At 67.2% G+C, this 15,371-nt stretch carries 17 protein-coding genes; 12 read left to right on the top strand and 5 right to left on the bottom strand.

Features of this window, described 5'->3' with window-relative positions; translation table 11 throughout:
- Positions 1-5: 5 nt before the first annotated feature.
- From kdpC to IE92_RS0104740, 4 genes are all read left to right on the top strand, one after another.
- Positions 6-596 carry a potassium-transporting ATPase subunit KdpC gene (kdpC, locus tag IE92_RS0104725; RefSeq protein WP_030143721.1) on the top strand — a complete coding sequence of 197 codons (591 nt, stop codon included), beginning with the start codon at positions 6-8 and terminating at the stop codon, positions 594-596.
- Positions 593-3,118, top strand: a complete 2,526-nt coding sequence (locus IE92_RS0104730) for an ATP-binding protein (protein WP_030143722.1) — start codon at positions 593-595, stop codon at positions 3,116-3,118. Before kdpC ends, IE92_RS0104730 begins: the two co-directional genes overlap by 4 nt.
- 22 nt (positions 3,119-3,140) lie before the next feature.
- Positions 3,141-3,830, top strand: coding sequence for a response regulator (locus tag IE92_RS0104735; protein WP_030143723.1), 690 nt, complete (start codon positions 3,141-3,143; stop codon positions 3,828-3,830).
- 80 nt (positions 3,831-3,910) lie between these two features.
- Positions 3,911-4,618, top strand: a complete 708-nt coding sequence (locus tag IE92_RS0104740; RefSeq protein ID WP_030143724.1) for a TetR/AcrR family transcriptional regulator — start codon at positions 3,911-3,913, stop codon at positions 4,616-4,618.
- A gap of 77 nt (positions 4,619-4,695) precedes the next feature.
- On the opposite strand, the gene IE92_RS0104745 is transcribed toward IE92_RS0104740, so the two are convergent.
- Positions 4,696-5,067: a winged helix-turn-helix transcriptional regulator gene (locus IE92_RS0104745; protein ID WP_030143725.1), complete on the bottom strand. Its 372-nt coding sequence runs from the start codon at positions 5,065-5,067 to the stop codon at positions 4,696-4,698.
- Positions 5,068-5,180: 113 nt separating this feature from the next.
- Here IE92_RS0104745 and IE92_RS0104750 point away from each other — a divergent pair, with 113 nt between their 5' ends.
- Together IE92_RS0104750 and IE92_RS0104755 are read left to right on the top strand one after the other, a co-directional pair.
- A complete protein-coding gene (locus IE92_RS0104750; RefSeq protein WP_030143726.1) occupies positions 5,181-5,570 on the top strand; it encodes a nuclear transport factor 2 family protein in 390 nt (129 codons plus the stop codon).
- 93 nt (positions 5,571-5,663) lie between these two features.
- A complete protein-coding gene (locus IE92_RS0104755) occupies positions 5,664-7,202 on the top strand; it encodes an MFS transporter (protein ID WP_245601215.1) in 1,539 nt (512 codons plus the stop codon).
- Here IE92_RS0104755 and IE92_RS0104760 read toward each other — a convergent pair.
- The gene (locus IE92_RS0104760) at positions 7,199-7,687 is read right to left on the bottom strand and encodes an Lrp/AsnC family transcriptional regulator (RefSeq protein WP_081864054.1); all 489 of its coding nucleotides are present in this window, start codon (positions 7,685-7,687) and stop codon (positions 7,199-7,201) included. The genes IE92_RS0104755 and IE92_RS0104760 overlap by 4 nt on opposite strands.
- A gap of 62 nt (positions 7,688-7,749) precedes the next feature.
- On the opposite strand from IE92_RS0104760, the gene IE92_RS0104765 reads away from it, so the two are divergent.
- Positions 7,750-8,529, top strand: a complete 780-nt coding sequence (locus IE92_RS0104765; RefSeq protein WP_081864053.1) for an AzlC family ABC transporter permease — start codon at positions 7,750-7,752, stop codon at positions 8,527-8,529.
- Positions 8,526-8,858 carry a branched-chain amino acid transporter permease gene (locus tag IE92_RS0104770; RefSeq protein WP_030143730.1) on the top strand — a complete coding sequence of 111 codons (333 nt, stop codon included), beginning with the start codon at positions 8,526-8,528 and terminating at the stop codon, positions 8,856-8,858. Before IE92_RS0104765 ends, IE92_RS0104770 begins: the two co-directional genes overlap by 4 nt.
- Before the next feature lie 78 nt (positions 8,859-8,936).
- Here IE92_RS0104770 and IE92_RS0104775 read toward each other — a convergent pair whose 3' ends face one another.
- Together IE92_RS0104775 and IE92_RS0104780 are read right to left on the bottom strand one after the other, a co-directional pair.
- A complete protein-coding gene (locus IE92_RS0104775) occupies positions 8,937-9,764 on the bottom strand; it encodes a phosphatase PAP2 family protein (RefSeq protein ID WP_051701829.1) in 828 nt (275 codons plus the stop codon).
- Between the two features lie 126 nt (positions 9,765-9,890).
- On the bottom strand, positions 9,891-10,646 hold the full coding sequence (locus IE92_RS0104780; protein WP_030143732.1) for an SDR family NAD(P)-dependent oxidoreductase: 756 nt from the start codon (positions 10,644-10,646) through the stop codon (positions 9,891-9,893).
- Positions 10,647-10,885: 239 nt separating this feature from the next.
- On the opposite strand from IE92_RS0104780, the gene IE92_RS0104785 reads away from it, so the two are divergent.
- Genes IE92_RS0104785 through IE92_RS0104795 form a run of 3 tightly spaced genes read left to right on the top strand, consistent with a single transcriptional unit; the run spans position 10,886 to position 13,255 of the window.
- Positions 10,886-11,746 carry an aldo/keto reductase gene (locus IE92_RS0104785; protein WP_030143733.1) on the top strand — a complete coding sequence of 287 codons (861 nt, stop codon included), beginning with the start codon at positions 10,886-10,888 and terminating at the stop codon, positions 11,744-11,746.
- 14 nt (positions 11,747-11,760) lie between these two features.
- Positions 11,761-12,429, top strand: coding sequence for a TetR/AcrR family transcriptional regulator (locus IE92_RS0104790; RefSeq protein ID WP_051701828.1), 669 nt, complete (start codon positions 11,761-11,763; stop codon positions 12,427-12,429).
- On the top strand, positions 12,407-13,255 hold the full coding sequence (locus IE92_RS0104795; RefSeq protein WP_030143735.1) for an oxidoreductase: 849 nt from the start codon (positions 12,407-12,409) through the stop codon (positions 13,253-13,255). Before IE92_RS0104790 ends, IE92_RS0104795 begins: the two co-directional genes overlap by 23 nt.
- 69 nt (positions 13,256-13,324) lie before the next feature.
- Here IE92_RS0104795 and IE92_RS0104800 read toward each other — a convergent pair whose 3' ends face one another.
- On the bottom strand, positions 13,325-14,350 hold the full coding sequence (locus tag IE92_RS0104800) for a LysR family transcriptional regulator (protein WP_245601216.1): 1,026 nt from the start codon (positions 14,348-14,350) through the stop codon (positions 13,325-13,327).
- Positions 14,351-14,424: 74 nt separating this feature from the next.
- Between IE92_RS0104800 and IE92_RS0104805 the strand changes: the two genes are divergently transcribed.
- Positions 14,425-15,261: an aldo/keto reductase gene (locus IE92_RS0104805; protein WP_030143737.1), complete on the top strand. Its 837-nt coding sequence runs from the start codon at positions 14,425-14,427 to the stop codon at positions 15,259-15,261.
- The last annotated feature ends 110 nt before the right edge of the window (positions 15,262-15,371 follow it).

Consider the following 15,371-nt stretch of genomic DNA (forward strand, 5'->3'; position numbering starts at 1 on the left):
AGAACATGTCTGCATCCTCCTCACTGCGCTCCTTCGGGACCGCGCTGCGCACCCTCCTGGTGCTCACGGTCCTGCTGGGTATCCTCTACCCGGCGGCCATCCTCCTGGTGGGCCGGGCCATGCCCGCGGCCGCCGACGGCTCGCTGGTCTTAGACCACGGCAAGGTCGTGGGATCCTCGCTGATCGGCCAGGACTTCACCGGCGACACCTGGTTCCACCCGCGCCCCTCGGCGGGCAAGTACGACGCCCTGGACTCCGGTGCCTCCAACCTCGCCCCCACCTCGAAGGACCTGGCCAAGCAGATCGAAGATCTGCGCGCCCAGGTGGCCAAAACCGAGAACGTGTCCCCGGACAAGGTTCCCGCCGATGCGCTGACCGCCAGCGCGTCGGGCCTCGACCCGGACATCTCCCCGGAGTACGCTCGGCTACAGAGCGCACGCGTGGCCGCCGCCCGTCACCTCTCCGAGGAGACCGTGGCCAGACTCGTGCGCGAGCACACCGAGGAACCGCTGCTGGGGTTCATCGGCGTCCCAACCGTCAACGTGCTGGAGCTGAACCTGGCTCTTGAGCACGCCGCAGGAAGCGAGGCTCAGTGAGCGAACGGGTAGCCCGTGGCACCCTCAAGGTCTACCTCGGTTTCGCGCCGGGCGTGGGAAAAACCTTCACCATGTTGAAGGATGCCCACGACCGGCACGCGGCCGGGGTCGACGTGGTGGTGGGGCTGATCGAGGACCACGGTCGGGAGCGCACCCGCGAGCTGCGGGCGGGCATCCCGGCGATTCCGCTGCGCGAGGTGTCCTACCGCGGCGGCAGCTTCCGCGAGCTCGACGTGGAGGCGATCCTGGCGCGCAAACCCACGCTGGCCATCGTGGACGAGCTGGCCCACAGCGTGGTGCACACCGAGGGCACCACCGGCGGCCCCGAGAAGCGCTGGGAGGAGGTACAGACCCTGCTGGATGCGGGGATCAGCGTCTACACGACCCTGAACATTCAGCACCTGGAATCCCTCAACGATGTGGTCACCGCGATCACCGGGATCACCCAGCGCGAAACCATCCCCGACCGGGTGCTGCGTGCCGCCGACGAGATCGAGCTGGTGGACCTCACCCCGGATGAGCTGCGCGCCCGGCTCGGTGCCGGACACGTGTATCCGGCCAACCGGGTGGACGCCGCCCTCGCCAACTACTTCCGGATCGGCAACCTCACCGCCCTGCGCGAACTCGCGCTGCTGTGGCTCGCCGATCAGGTCGACGAGCTGCTGGAGAAGTACCGCACCCAGAAGAGCATCAACACCACCTGGCCCGCCCGCGAGCGCATCGTGGTCGCGGTGACCGGCGGCCCGGAAACCGAGACGCTGCTGCGCCGCGGCGTCCGCATCGTGGGTCGGATCGCCGGACGCGAGCTGCTGGCCGTGCATGTGATCCAGGACGACGGTCTGCGCGCCTCCGACGCCACCGCGCTGGCCCGCGCCCGCACGCTGGTGGAGGAGCTCGGCGGCACCTGGCACACCGTGGTGGGTGAGGACCCGGCGAAGGCCCTGCTCGACTTTGCCCGCTCGGTCAACGCTTCCCAGCTGGTGCTCGGGGTGAGCCGCTCGGGCTGGCTGCGCCGCCTGCGCGGACCGGGCATCGGTTCGCGCGTGATCGCCGCGGCCGGCAATATCGACGTGCACATGGTCACCCATCAGGCCGCGCACGGCAAGCGCGAACCGCGCGCCCGCCGCGGGGCCGCGCTGACCCGCTCGCGCCGGATCGCCGGCTGGATCGCCGCCCTGGCCGGTCCGGTTGTGGTGACCGCGCTCTTCCTCAGCTTCGGTCCCGGGGCGACCTCGCTCAGCCTGACCCTGCTCGGCTACATCACCCTGGTCGTGTTTGTGGCGCTGCTCGGGGGGTTCTGGCCGGCGATCATCGCCGCGCTGGTGGGCACCGCGCTGGTCAACTGGTTCTTCACCCCGCCCGTGCACACCCTGACCATCTACCAGAGCGAGAACGTGGTCGCGCTGGTGCTGTTCCTGCTGGTGGCCGCCGGGGTGGCGCGCGTGGTGGACCTCGCCGCCCGGCGCACCACCGAGGCCGCCGCGGCCCAGGCCCAGGCGGCCCTGCTCTCCGAGCTGGCCGGTGGCGTGCTGCGCGAGGGGGCGTCGGTCCAGTCGCTGCTCGACAGCCTGCGCGAAACCTTCAGTCAGGACGCGGTCACCCTGGCCTCGCATAATCCCGAACCCACCGGCGCCGATGTGTGGCAGGCCGTGGCGACCTCGGGACCCGCGTGTCAGGGTCCGGGCTCGGCAACCAGCACGATCCGGATCGACAAGACCCACGCGCTGCTGCTGGTGGGGACGCCGGTTTCGGCCTCCGATCAGCGCGTGCTCGAGGCCTATGCGGGCCGCCTGCTCGGCGTCCTCGCCCAGGATGAGCTGGACCGCGCCCGCGTGCAGGCCCAGGAGCTCGCCGCCGGCAACTCGATCCGCACCGCGCTCCTGGCCGCGGTCTCCCATGACCTACGCACCCCGCTGGCCGGAATTAAGGCAGCGGTGTCGAGCCTCCGGTTGCCGGATGTGGAGTTCAGCGCCGAGGATGAGGCCGCCCTGCTGCTCACCATCGAGGATTCCACCGACCGACTCAACACCCTGGTCACCAACCTGCTGGACATGAGCCGGATTCAGGCCGGGGAGATCCGGCTCGAACAGGCGCCGCTGGAGGCCACCGACGTGGTGGCCGGTGCCCTGGCCGCGCTGCCCGGGGATCCCGACATCTCGCTGTCGATTCCCGAGGACCTGCGCCTGCTCGGCGACTACGGGCTGCTGGTGCGCATCCTCGCCAACCTGCTGGATAACGCCCTCAATCACGGTGCCGGTGCCCAGGTCGGGGTGTCCGGCGGCCGGGTCGAGGATCGGGTGGAGTTGCGCGTGATCGATCACGGACCGGGCATCCCCCGCACCGAACAGGACACGGTCTTCCGCCCGTTCCAACGCCTGGGTGATGCCCCCGCCGGAACCGGAATCGGCCTGGGACTCGCCGTGGCGCGGGGCCTGACCGAGGGAATCGGTGGCACGCTGGACGTGGAGGAAACCCCCGGCGGCGGCGCCACCATGGTTTTGAGCCTGCCCTCCGCCCCCTAACCCCGCCCGAAAGGAGCACACCGTGAGTACGGTTCTTGTGGTTGAAGACGATGCCAACATCGCCCGCGCCCTGCTGGTGAACCTGCGGGCGCGAGGCTACCGGGCGCTACACGCCCCCGACGGCACCCGCGCCCTGGACCTCGCCGCCCACGAACACCCCGACGTGATCCTGCTGGATCTCGGCCTGCCGGATGTGAGCGGGCTCACGGTGATTCGCGGGATCCGTGGCTGGTCGCGGGTGCCGATCCTGATCGTGTCCGCGCGACAGGAGTCCGCGAGTAAGATCGAGGCGCTGGACGCCGGGGCCGATGACTACGTGACCAAGCCGTTTGCGATGGACGAGCTGCTCGCCCGGCTGCGGGCGGCCCTGCGTCGTGGCACGCCCGAACAGGCCGAGGCGATCGTGACCACCGCCGACGGGCGACTCGAAATCGACCTGGCAACCAAGCGGGTCCGGGTCGAGGGCACCCCGATCAGCCTGACCCCCACCGAGTGGCTGCTGGTCGAGCAGTTTGCGCGCAATCCCGAGCGACTGCTCAGCCAGACCGAACTGCTGCACGCGGTGTGGGGTCCCGAGTATGGCCGGGAAACAAACTATCTTCGGGTGTACCTCTCCCAGATCCGGCAGAAGCTGGAAGCCGATGGTTCGCGCCCCCGCTACTTCGTGACCGAGCTGGGCATGGGGTACCGGTTTACCCCCTCGGGCGGCTAGGTTCCCCCACGCCGTATACACTCACGAAACACCCAAGCACAATCCCCTAAACTGGGACAGCCCTTCGAAAGGAGCCGTCCATGACGAGCGATCGACTCCCCCAGTCCGACAGCACCACCCCCGCCGGCGAAATCACCGGCATGCGCCGCGCACCGCGCCAGGAGCGCAGCGAAAAGCGGGTGACCCTGATCCTGGACACCTTTGCCCAGCTGATCGACGAGGTGGGCTACTCGGCCATTTCGCTCTCGCTGCTGGCTCGCCGGGTGGGCATGTCCGGCCCCGGAATCTACCGCTACTTCGACGGCCTGCCCGCCGTGGCCCGTGCGCTGGCCACCCGCAACCAGGAGCGCGTGTTCGAGGCGATCGTGGCCCGCATCTCGCACCGGCCCGAGGCCGACTGGGACGAGGCCGTGACCGATGTGATCGCCGGCTACGCCGACTTCTTCCGCACCGAGCCGGGATTCCGCTGGCTGCGACTGGGCAACATCATCGATGAGCACCAGGACGATGCTACCGAAACCAACCGGATGATCGCCGCCCGCCGCGTGGGCGAGCTGTTCGCCAACCACTTCAACGTGGTCCCGCGTCCCGACTTTGGCCGCCACATCGAGGTGGTTGTGGAGGTCACCGACTCGCTGGTCTCGCGGGCGTTTGAGCTCTCCCCCGAGGGCGACGAGTTCTTCCTCACCGAATCGGCACGCATGGTGGTCACCTACGTGGGCGACTACCTCGAGCGCACCCGTCCCGCGGGCTCCCCGGGTACCCCGCCCAAGACCCCTAAGCCCTAAACACGGCGGCCCAAACACCGGCAGCCTAAACACCGTCGGCTGCGGAGCCCTGCGGGGTTTGGTCGCCACACCTCCGACTAGGAGGCGCGCGGGATCCCCGCCAGGATCGCCTCATCGGCGGCGCTGTCATAGCGATCGCGGTTGTCCAGGACGTCCTCGATATGGGATTCGGCCCACACCTGGAGCGCCTTCAGGGGTTCCTCGAGCGTGCGTCCCAGCTCGGTGAGGGCATAGCATCCGTCGTCGCGGATCAGCATGCCGTCGCGTTCCAGCGAACGCAGCGTATCGGTGAGCACCTTTTTGCTGATGCCCTCGATCCGGGTGTGCAGCTCGCCAAAACGGGCGGGCCCGGGGACCAGGCTGATCACGATCATCGCCGTCCACTTATTGGCAATCTGCGCAAGCGAGGTGCGCGAGGGGCAGCTGCGCGAAAAAATGTTCCACTCCACAGGTCTTCCATTCACTCCGGGGTTCCCCTAGCCTAGTGCCCAGATGCTGGTTACGTTGAGGTAACCGAATGCATCATGACATAACTGTCTAAGGACAACCCCAAGGAGAAATCATGAGCATTCCCGCCGCCTACCAGCGCTACGAAGACGCCCTCGCCACCGGAGACATGGCAGCCCTGGCCGCCGCCCTGCACCCCGCGGTTGTGTGGCACCAGCCGGGCGCCAACCCGCTCTCCGGCGACCACGTGGGACCCGACGCCGTTCTCGCCCTGCTGGGTGGGTTCATGGAGCGCAGCCAGGGCACCTTCGCCCTGCAGACCCAGACCCGCATGGTCAACGGTGACACCGTGGCCACCACCGTGGCCTTCTCGGCACAGCGTCCGGGCCGCACCGACCTGGGCATGAACGGGGTGGATGTGTTCCGCATCGCCGATGACCGCATCGCCGAAATCTGGCTCTTCAGCACCGACCAGGAAGCCGAAGACGCCTTCTGGCAGGACTAGGGTGTCGGGGCGCCCGTGAACACTGGATAAACGGGCGCCTTCACCCCCTCCTCACGGCGATTTCAAATCGATTCGACCACTACAGTTAAACGTGTGAGCGTTTCCCCTTCCCCTGCACAGGATTCCCTGTTTTCCCGCCGTTTTTTGAGTGTCACCCTGGGTGCCTGCGCCCTGGTCTTTCTGGGTGCGTTTGAATCGATGGCGGTGACCACCATCATGCCCGTGATCAGCGCCGATCTGAACGGGCAATCCCTCTATGCCCTGGCCTTCGCTGGCCCCCTGGCCACCGGCATCATCGGGATGGTGGTAGCCGGCAACTGGGCCGACCGCTCGGGACCCACCCGGCCACTCCTGGGCGCGGTCACGATGTTCACCATCGGGCTGATCGCCTCGGGCCTGGCCACCGCGATGTTCCCATTCCTGCTGGGCCGCCTGGCTCAGGGCATGGGTGGCGGCGCGATCACCGTGGCCCTCTACGTGATGGTCGCCCGGGCACTGCCCCCGCGCCTGCACCCGCCGATGTTTGCCTGCTTCTCCGCCGCCTGGGTTTTGCCCTCGCTGGTCGGACCGGTGATTGCCGGCTTTGTGGCCGACACCTGGAGCTGGCACTGGGTCTTCCTGGGGGTTGTGGTCCTCGTGGTGTGCGCACTGGCGCTGGTCGCCCCGACGCTGCGCCGTCTCTCGGCGAGTGAGCACACGCTGCGCGAGGCGGATGCCGACGGCACCGCCCCGGTGCGCGCCGCCTGGGACGCCCCGCGCATCCTCTGGGCCACCCTGGCCGCCGTGTCCGTGCTCACCCTGAGCCTGGCCGGCGAGCAGGGCCCCGGCGGTCTGGTGGTCGCCGTGGTTGCCCTGGTGATCGGGCTGATCGCCGTGCGCCCGCTGCTGCCCGCCGGCGTCCTGGGACTGCGCCGGGGACTGCCCGGCGTCATCCGCATGCGCGCGGTGGTCGCCGCGACCTTCTTCGGCGCCGAGATCTACGTGCCCTACCTGCTGATCGAGCACTACGACTTCTCACCTACCGCCGCGGGCTTCGCGCTCACCGGTGGTGCCGTGAGCTGGGCCGTGGGGTCGGCGCTGCAGGGACGGATGGGCGACCGCCTGCCCAACGCCTTCATCGCCCGCAGCGCCCCGATCATCGCGTTTGTGGCGATCGGCGGACTGTTTGTGGTCGCGCTACTGCACCTCTCGCCGTGGATCGCCCTGGGCGCCTGGACCCTCGCCGGTCTCGGCGTGGGCATGCTCTACCCGCGCCTGGGTGTGCTGACCCTGGCCCACTCGACCCCCACCAACCAGGGCTTCAACTCGGCGGCGCTGACCATCGCCGACTCCTTCGGAAGCGCCATCTCGCTGGCCATCGCCGGGGTGCTGTTTAGCTCGGCCCTGACCGGCGGCAGCGGACCGTTCCTGCTGGTCTTCGCCTTCACCGCGGCACTGGCGCTGGTCGCGCTGGCGATCTCCTCGCGGATGCTCGGCGGACTCCCGGCACGCGTCGAACCCACGCCGACGATGCCGGTCACCGTGGTGCCCGCGGATCCGCACACCGGCCCGATCACGCTGATCTCCGCCGAGGAGGTCGCCGTGCACACGGGGACGATCACGATTGTCTCGCCGACTCAACCCGAGGACTAGGGCTCAAACGAGCGCGCATCCCCCTCGGGCAGCGTGTCGGTGAACAGCTTCATGGTGAGGTGGGAGTCGACCCGGGTCACCGGGGAGAGCGTGGACAGCTTGGACGTGAGGAACATCTCGTAGGCATCCGAATCGGACACGGCCACCCGGATGTAGTAGTCGGGGCGGCCGAACATCCGGCGCAGCTCCACCACCTCGGGCATCGCGATCACGTCCTGCTCGAACTTCTCCATGGTGACCCGGTCATTCACCCCGATGTCCACCGCCACAACCACCTCAAAACCGCGCCCCATCGCGGTGTAGTCCACCTGAGCGCCGTAGCCGGCGATGATGCCCGCCTCCTCCAGGCGACGTACGCGTCGCAGGCACGGAGGCGGGGTCAGGCCGACTCGACGTGCCAAATCCACGTTGGACATCCGTCCGTCTCGCGCAAGCAGTAACAATATCTCTTGATCGATGGCGTCCAGGGCGGGTTTGTTGCTCATAATTACCATTCTAGGTTCATATCGGGTACAAAATAAGCCACGCTTTTTCCTAAAATTGCGTTGTGACCACTGAACCCGCACCCACACCCCGGCGTGGCGCTCGACCCCGCCCAGACGGACGTCGGGCGCGTCTCGGGCAGCTCAGGCTGGCGTTTTTTGATACCGCGGGTGCCGGCGGCGCACTGTTCCCGCTCGGACTCGCCTTCGGCTTGCTGGTTTCCCAGGCGGGGCTGGACTGGTGGTGGGCCACGATCTTCACCGCCGTGGTCTATGCGGGATCGCTCGAGTTCATCCTGGTGGGCCTGGTGCTGGTCGCCGCACCGCTCTCCACGATTGCGCTGACCTCCCTGGTGGTCAACGTCCGCCACGTCTTTTACGCGCTCTCCTTCCCGATCCAGCGGGTGCGCCCGGGCCTGGGCAAGCTGTACTCGGCGTATGCGATGACCGACGAGGCCTACGCGATCACCACCGGTCGTCCCCGAGAGAACTGGACCGGCACACGCATCATCGGCGTCCAGGTGCTCTGCCAGCTCTACTGGGTGCTCGGCGCGACCGTCGGCGCGCTGGCCGGGAACCGGCTGGATCTCCACCTCCCCGGACTGGAATTTACGCTGACGGCCCTGTTTGTGGTGCTGGCCATCGAGGCATTCCGCGCCCGCCGCGATATGCCCACCGCGATCATCGCCCTGCTGGCGGGCCTGATCGGCATCGCGCTATCCCCCGAACACATGCTGCCGATCGCGATGTCGCTGCTGACCGCGGGGCTCCTGGTCCGCTTCTGGATGCGCACTCGCCGCGCACAACCCACGCCGCATGCGGACCACCTGCAGGAGGAACGATGATCGATCCCGGCTATCTCCTGGCCACCGTGCTGGTGGCCGGCGGCATCACGTTTGCCCTGCGCGCGGTTCCCCTGCTCGCGGTCGCCCCGCTTCGGCGCAGCGCCGCCGTACGCTATCTCGCCGAGGAGCTGCCCGCGGGCATCATGATCGTGCTGGTGCTCTACTGCCTGCGGGATCTGGATGTCACCACCCTCTCCCCCGCTCTGCCCACGCTCATCGCACTCAACGTCACCATCGCACTTCAGCTCTGGAAGCACAACGCGCTGCTGAGCATCTTCGCGGGCACCGCGGTCAATGTGGTGCTGCTCTCGACGGCGCTCCCGGCCTAGGGCCAGATCCGCGCCTCGATCGAAGGCACCACGCTCGTGACACCGGAGCCGCGCGCGGCTCGGCACGGGCTTACCCGGCTAGCGCCGGCCGCGCACCGGGATCCGCAGCAGCGAAACCAGGGCAAGCACCCAGAGCGCGGCACCGCCGCCGGCAATCTCCCCGGCCAGCATCACGCGGGTATTCAGCCCGGCACCGAGCCCAGCCACCCCCACCGCAAACGCCACCGCGAATCCCAGCGTCCCCAGCACCATGAAGAGGGTGCGCACCAGGCGCAGCCCGCGGGTGCCGGATTCCACCGGGCCGCGCGCGGGACGGATGACGGTTCCCAGCGCCAGCGTGCCCAGCGACAGCGCGAAACCGCCAAAGACGTCGCTGGGGCGGTGCCAGCCAAACATGAGCAGCTGGGCACTGATGGTGATCAGCAGCGGGGCGCTCAGCAGCATCACGATCCAGCGTCCGGTGGAGGGCAGCATCAGGATCAGCGCCATCACCAGGACCGACACCACCGCCGCATGCCCGCTGGGGAAGGAGTTCCCCGGGTTTTCCAGGTGGAATTCGGGCCGCTCCAGGAACACGTTCTTCAGCGCCTTGGCCGAGAGCACGGACACCCCGATGGCCAGCACCGCGTGGATCGCACCACCGATTCCCGAGCGCAACAGGGCGATCAGCGCGATCACCACCGCGATGATGCCGATGGACTGCAGGCTGACCCAGTCCAGCGGCGGCGGAACGTTGCTGGAGAGGGTCGAGGCACGCAGGAGTGCATTTTCGGCACGCTGCCCGACATCGTTCTGTACCCCGAGCAGATAGGTCGCGACAAACACGGCGAGGGCGATCACAAAGACGATGATCGCGCGTCCGCGCGCACCAAGGCGGGCGCGGGACGGGGACGGGTTGGGCGACATAGGGGGAGCTTTCTCGGTGGCCCGAGGGCCGGGAACGTGCGGGGAAGGCTTCCACCCTATGACAGCCAGCCTGGGAGTTTCGGGATCGCCCCGGGGTTTGGGATCAGCCCGGGGCGAACGCACACCCTATCGGGCGCTGTAGCCACCATCCACGAGATGGGTGCTCCCGGTCACAAATCCGGCGGCATCACTGGCGAGGAAGGCGACCATCTGGGCGATCTCCTCGGCGGTGGCGAGGCGGCCCATCGGGTGCAGCGCGACCAGAGCCGCATAGCTCTCGGGCGTGGTGATGTTCTGGATCATCGGGGTGTGGACGTATCCGGGGGCAACCGCGTTAACCCGTACGCCGGTGCGCGCATTCTCCAGCGCGGTGGACTTGGTCATCCCCACCACGCCGTGCTTGGCTGTTACATAGGCCGAGGCACCAGCCTGACCCACGGTGCCCAGGATCGAGGCAAGGTTCACCACGGCGCCACCGCCGTGGGCGGCCATCGCGGGGATCTGGGCGCGCATGCCGGTGTAGAGCGAGTCGAGGTTGATGCCGATCACGCGGTGCCAATCCTCGGGGGTGTACTCGGTCAGCGGGGCCGACGGTCCCGAAATGCCCGCGTTATTGACGGCGATACCCAGGGGTGCCATCGCCTCGGCCAGGCGGACCGACTCGGTTCCCCAGCCGGGGCTGGTCACATCGGCGACAAACGTGGCCGCGGTGCCTCCGCGCGCAATGATCTCCTGATAAACGGCCTCGACGGCGGCCTGGTCCCGATCAACCAGCAGCACCGCCGTTCCGTTTGCCGCCAGGAGTTCCGCGACGGCGCGGCCGATTCCCGCACCCGCTCCGGACACGATTGCCGAACGGTTTGCCACATCATAGGTAGCCATGATTTCCTTCCCGGACCGGCGAACGTCCCGCCTGGCCCATCCGGAACCATACGCCTCGGTATCTACCCGTCAATGGGTGGCGCCGATTTCGCACGTTATGCTGTCGCATTTTGCGGGACTCCCCGCTTTCACCCCGGAAACTCAGGGATTTTTGCCGTTCGCACGCCGCGAACACGCGGGCTTGACAACCGAACATACAGAACTAAACTAAACGTACAGTTCAGTTCTGAAAGGACATCATGTCAACACCACACGCAGCCGGTTCGGGCACCTTCCTCCTCGGCGGCGACCTCCCCGTCACCCGACTGGGCTACGGCACCATGCAACTCACCGGCCCCGGAGTCTGGGGGGAACCCGCGGACCCCGACACCGCGATCGCGGTCCTCCGCCGCGCGGCCGAGCAGGGCGTGACCCTGTTTGATACCGCGGACTCCTACGGCCCCAGCGTCACCGAGCGTCTGATCCGCGAGGCTCTCCACCCCTACCGCGACGAGATCGTGATCGCCACCAAGGCGGGCTTCACCCGTCAGGGACCCGGCGAATGGACGATGCTGGGCCAGCCCGCCTATCTGCGTCAGCAGGTCGAGATGTCCCTGCGCATCCTGGGGCTGGACCGGATCGATCTCTTCCAGCTTCACCGAATCGACCCAAACTTCCCCCTGGCGGACCAGCTGGGGGTCCTCGAAGAGATGCGCGTCGAGGGCAAGATTCGCCACATCGGCCTGTCCGAGGTGAGCGTGGACCAGCTGAAGGCGGCATCCGACATCACTCGGATCGCCTCAGTACAGAATCTCTATAACCTGAGCGACCGCAGCGCCGAAGACCTGCTGGACTACGCCGAGGCCACCGGCATCGGCTTTATCCCCTGGTTCCCCCTCGCCACCGGGAAGCTCGCCGGCCCCGACAGCCCACTCGCCCAGATTGCCGAAACCCACGGTGCCACCCCGGCGCAGCTGGCCCTGGCCTGGCTCCTGCACCGCTCCCCCGCGATGCTGCCCATCCCGGGAACCTCATCCCTCGCCCACCTCGATTCGAACAACGCCGCGGCGGACATTAGCCTGGATGCGGACGAGATGGCAGCGCTTTCCGCGCTGAGCTAACCCCGGAGGACCCGATGCCCACGCCCCCACCCGCCGAGGTACCCGACGGCATTCAGTGTCACCCCACCGGGACCCGCAGCGACCGCATTCACGAATCGGTTCTGCGCGCGACCGAGGAGCTGCTGACCGAGGGTGGCTATCCCGCGGCGACCGTGGACGCCATCGCGGCCCGGTCGGGCGTGAGCAAGGCCACCATTTATAAGCACTGGCCCTCGCGCACGGCCGTGGCTGCCAAGGCGTTCGGACGCCTGATGGCGGGCGCGCTCCCACTGCCCGACACCGGCAACAGCGTTGCCGATCTCACCGAGCAGGTCCGCCGCGTCAGCGCGTTCTACGCCAGTGATCTGGGTGCGGTTTTTGCCCAGCTGCTGGCGGCCTGCGTGGACGATCCAACCGGCGCCGCGTACTTCCGCGAGTATTTCCTCGACGGCCGCCGCACAGCTATTGCAACACTCTGGCAGCGTGCGGTTGATCGCGGGGATGCCTCCCCCACCATTCCGATTGACGACGTGATCGACATCCTGTTCGGACCGCTGATTTTCCGTCGCCTGACCGGACACTACCCCCTCACCGAGGACGCGGCGACCACATTGGCGCTGAACGCGCTCCGTGGGCTCCTCCCCGCTGCGTCCCGACAAACTTCTCTTTCCAAGGATTCCCATGACACACACCATTCTGATTAGCGGCGTGAGCGGCGGCCTCGGTCGTTCGTTCGCCACGGCCGCACTCGAAGCCGGACACACGGTTATTGGCACGCTGCGCAGGCCCGAACAGATCGCCGCGTTCGAGGCCCTGGCACCGGGACGCGCCCACGGCATCCTGCTTGATGTCACCGACACTCCGGCAATCGCCCCGGCGATTGAGCGGGTTGAGCGGGAAATCGGCCCGATTACCGCGTTGGTCAACAATGCCGGCTACGGGGTTGAGGGCGCATTTGAGGAAACCCCACTGGACACCGTGCGTGAGCAGTTCGAGGTCAACGTCTTCGGCGTGATTGCGCTCACCCGGGCGGTTCTGCCCTACCTCCGCTCGCGTCGGGCCGGCCACGTGGTGTTCATCACCTCGATGGGTGGACTGCGCGCCTTCCCCGGCCTGACCGCCTATAACTCCACCAAGTACGCGGTGGAGGGCCTAGCCGATGCCCTCCGTCCCGAGATCGCGAGTTTTGGTATCCACGTCACCAGCATCGAACCGGGCGGGTTCCGTACCAACTGGGCGGGGTCCTCGATGACCCGGGCACCGCGCAGCATTGAGGACTACAACTCGGTTATGGATCCGATTCGTGAGGGCCGCCTGAAAATGAGCGGCAACCAGATCGGCAACCCCGACGCCGCGGGCCTGGCTCTCCTCACCGTCTTGGACTCCAAGACTCCTCCGGCACACCTGATGCTGGGTTCGGATGCGCTGCGCCTGGTGGGTGAGGCTCGTTCGGCCTTCGACAGTGAGGCGGAGGCCTGGCGTGAGGTCAGCCTGTCCACCGACTTCGAGGACGGCATCACCCTGGGCTAATCCCCACACCCACACGCGGGTTCGCTCCCCACACCATCCGGTCCGGGTGAGCGAACCCGCGTGTTCGCGTTAACCCGAGATCGATTCGGGGGTGAGCAGCTCCAAGCTTTTCGAGCCGGGTGCCTCGGTTCGGGCGGAGGATATCCGGCCCAGAGTGCGTGCCGCGTACTCCCGATGCGCATGCTCGGGGGTGCAGTGATCGGGCAGGCAGCGACCGGATTCCAGCAGCTCCAGCAGAAGCCTGGCGGGAACCGTGCGATGTTCGGCGGTGGCCGTGGTAGTGATCGCCGAGACCGTCCAGTCCGCCACCGCCTCCCCCGGAAGTGAGCGCACCATCAGTTCCCGCGCCTCCGGCTTACCGATGACGTGCTCGGGCACGATGGCAATGCCCATCCCCGTGCCTACCAGTTCCAGGAGCGTATGCACATCGGTCACCGTGCAGCGCACCCGACGATTCACCCCGTGAGCCTCCAGGAGTTCATCGTTGAGGGTGCGCACACCCCAGGTAGGGGCAAAATCTACGAACTCCATTCGGGCAAGATCGTCCCAGTCGGGACTCGCGATCGCGGCGAGTGGATGTGAGGCCGCGTGCAACACCACGAAGGTTTCCTGACCAATCACCATGCGTGGCAGCGCGCCGAGGTGTCGATTTGCAGCCACAAAAGCCACGTCCACAGCGCCCGAGCGCACCTTGCCCACAAGCTCGTGAGACCCCGCCTGGACAAACTCGGTTTCCACCAGCGGATAGCGCCGGTGGAAGCGGTCAAGCACCGCGGCGATATCCACAAACCCCAGGCACTGCTCGGCCCCGATCCGCAGCGATCCGGAGACCTGATGCGAGGTCTGGATGACCGCATCACGGGCGCGAGCCGCCTGCTCGAGCATCAACCGGGCGTGTGGAATCAGGGCGAGCCCCGCCTCGGTGGGCTCAACACGCCGGGAGGTGCGATCAAAAAGCGGGGTGCCCAGCTCCTGTTCGAGGTTCCGAATCGAGGAGGACAGACCCGACTGGGAGATGCCGGACGCCTCGGCAGCCCGCGTAAAATGGCGTTCGTCGGCGAGGGCGACGAGGTGTTCCAGCTGGCGCAAATCCATGTATTAGTTCCACTTCTCAAAACCATCAGTATCAACTGTTGGACTTCTAGATTACCCCTCCCTAGGCTGAGGACATGAGCATTCCTAAGATTTCACTGAATTCCGGACATTCAATCCCTCAGCTCGGCTTTGGCGTTTTCCTGGTGCCGGCCGACGAGGCAGAAAAGGCCGTCACCGAGGCGCTCGAGGTGGGCTACCGCCACATCGACACCGCGGCGATCTACCAGAACGAGGAGGGTGTCGGCGCGGCCATCGCCAAGAGCGGCATCCCGCGCGAAGAACTCTTCATCACCACCAAGCTGTGGAACGACCACCAGGCCGAGGAGCTGCCGCATGAGGCCATCCGTACCAGCCTGGACAAGCTCGGCCTCGAGTACGTCGACCTGTACCTGACCCACTGGCCCACCCCCGAGCGCCAGACCTTTGTTAACGCGTGGACCAAGCTGATCGAGATTCGTGACGCGGGCCTCTCGCGTTCGATCGGTGTCTCCAACCACCTGCCCGAGCACCTCGACGCGCTCGTAGCCGCCACCGGTGAGGTGCCCGCGATCAACCAGATCGAACTGCACCCCGCGTACCAGCAGCGCAACGTCCTTGAGTGGGCCGCCGCGAATGGAACCCGGGTAGAGTCTTGGGGCCCGCTGGGCCAGGGCAAGTACCCGCTGTTCGAGAACCCTGCGGTGGCCGCGGCCGCCGAAGCTCACGGAGTCACTCCCGCACAGGCGGTCATTCGCTGGCACCTGCAGAAGGGGATCATCGTCTTCCCCAAGTCGACCCGCAAGGAGCGCATGGCCGAGAACTTCGATGTGTTCGGCTTTACCCTGACCGACGCCGAGATCGCCGCTATCGACGGTCTTGACCCGCTGGATGGCTCGGGCCGCGTGGGCACCCACCCGCTCGAATTCAACTAGTCAGCCGCACAAGAAACCGCCGCCGCCCAACTCGGGCGACGGCGGTTTTGTTGCGTTTATCCCTCGGGCGAAGCTAACCAGTACCGGGCACGGCATCGGACGAGAACATG

Source organism: Mycetocola saprophilus (assembly GCF_000718085.1).
Classification (GTDB): domain Bacteria; phylum Actinomycetota; class Actinomycetes; order Actinomycetales; family Microbacteriaceae; genus Mycetocola; species Mycetocola saprophilus.

Excerpts from the sequence above, each read along its gene's own strand:
- kdpC (WP_030143721.1), top strand. The coding sequence starts at position 6 with ATGTCTGCATCCTCCTCACTGCGCTCCTTCGGGACCGCGCTGCGCACC.
- IE92_RS0104740 (WP_030143724.1), top strand. The coding sequence starts at position 3,911 with ATGACGAGCGATCGACTCCCCCAGTCCGACAGCACCACCCCCGCCGGC.
- IE92_RS0104750 (WP_030143726.1), top strand. The coding sequence starts at position 5,181 with ATGAGCATTCCCGCCGCCTACCAGCGCTACGAAGACGCCCTCGCCACC.
- IE92_RS0104760 (WP_081864054.1), bottom strand. The coding sequence starts at position 7,687 with ATGAGCAACAAACCCGCCCTGGACGCCATCGATCAAGAGATATTGTTA.
- IE92_RS0104770 (WP_030143730.1), top strand. The coding sequence starts at position 8,526 with ATGATCGATCCCGGCTATCTCCTGGCCACCGTGCTGGTGGCCGGCGGC.
- IE92_RS0104775 (WP_051701829.1), bottom strand. The coding sequence starts at position 9,764 with ATGTCGCCCAACCCGTCCCCGTCCCGCGCCCGCCTTGGTGCGCGCGGA.
- IE92_RS0104780 (WP_030143732.1), bottom strand. The coding sequence starts at position 10,646 with ATGGCTACCTATGATGTGGCAAACCGTTCGGCAATCGTGTCCGGAGCG.
- IE92_RS0104785 (WP_030143733.1), top strand. The coding sequence starts at position 10,886 with ATGTCAACACCACACGCAGCCGGTTCGGGCACCTTCCTCCTCGGCGGC.
- IE92_RS0104790 (WP_051701828.1), top strand. The coding sequence starts at position 11,761 with ATGCCCACGCCCCCACCCGCCGAGGTACCCGACGGCATTCAGTGTCAC.
- IE92_RS0104795 (WP_030143735.1), top strand. The coding sequence starts at position 12,407 with ATGACACACACCATTCTGATTAGCGGCGTGAGCGGCGGCCTCGGTCGT.
- IE92_RS0104800 (WP_245601216.1), bottom strand. The coding sequence starts at position 14,350 with ATGGATTTGCGCCAGCTGGAACACCTCGTCGCCCTCGCCGACGAACGC.
- IE92_RS0104805 (WP_030143737.1), top strand. The coding sequence starts at position 14,425 with ATGAGCATTCCTAAGATTTCACTGAATTCCGGACATTCAATCCCTCAG.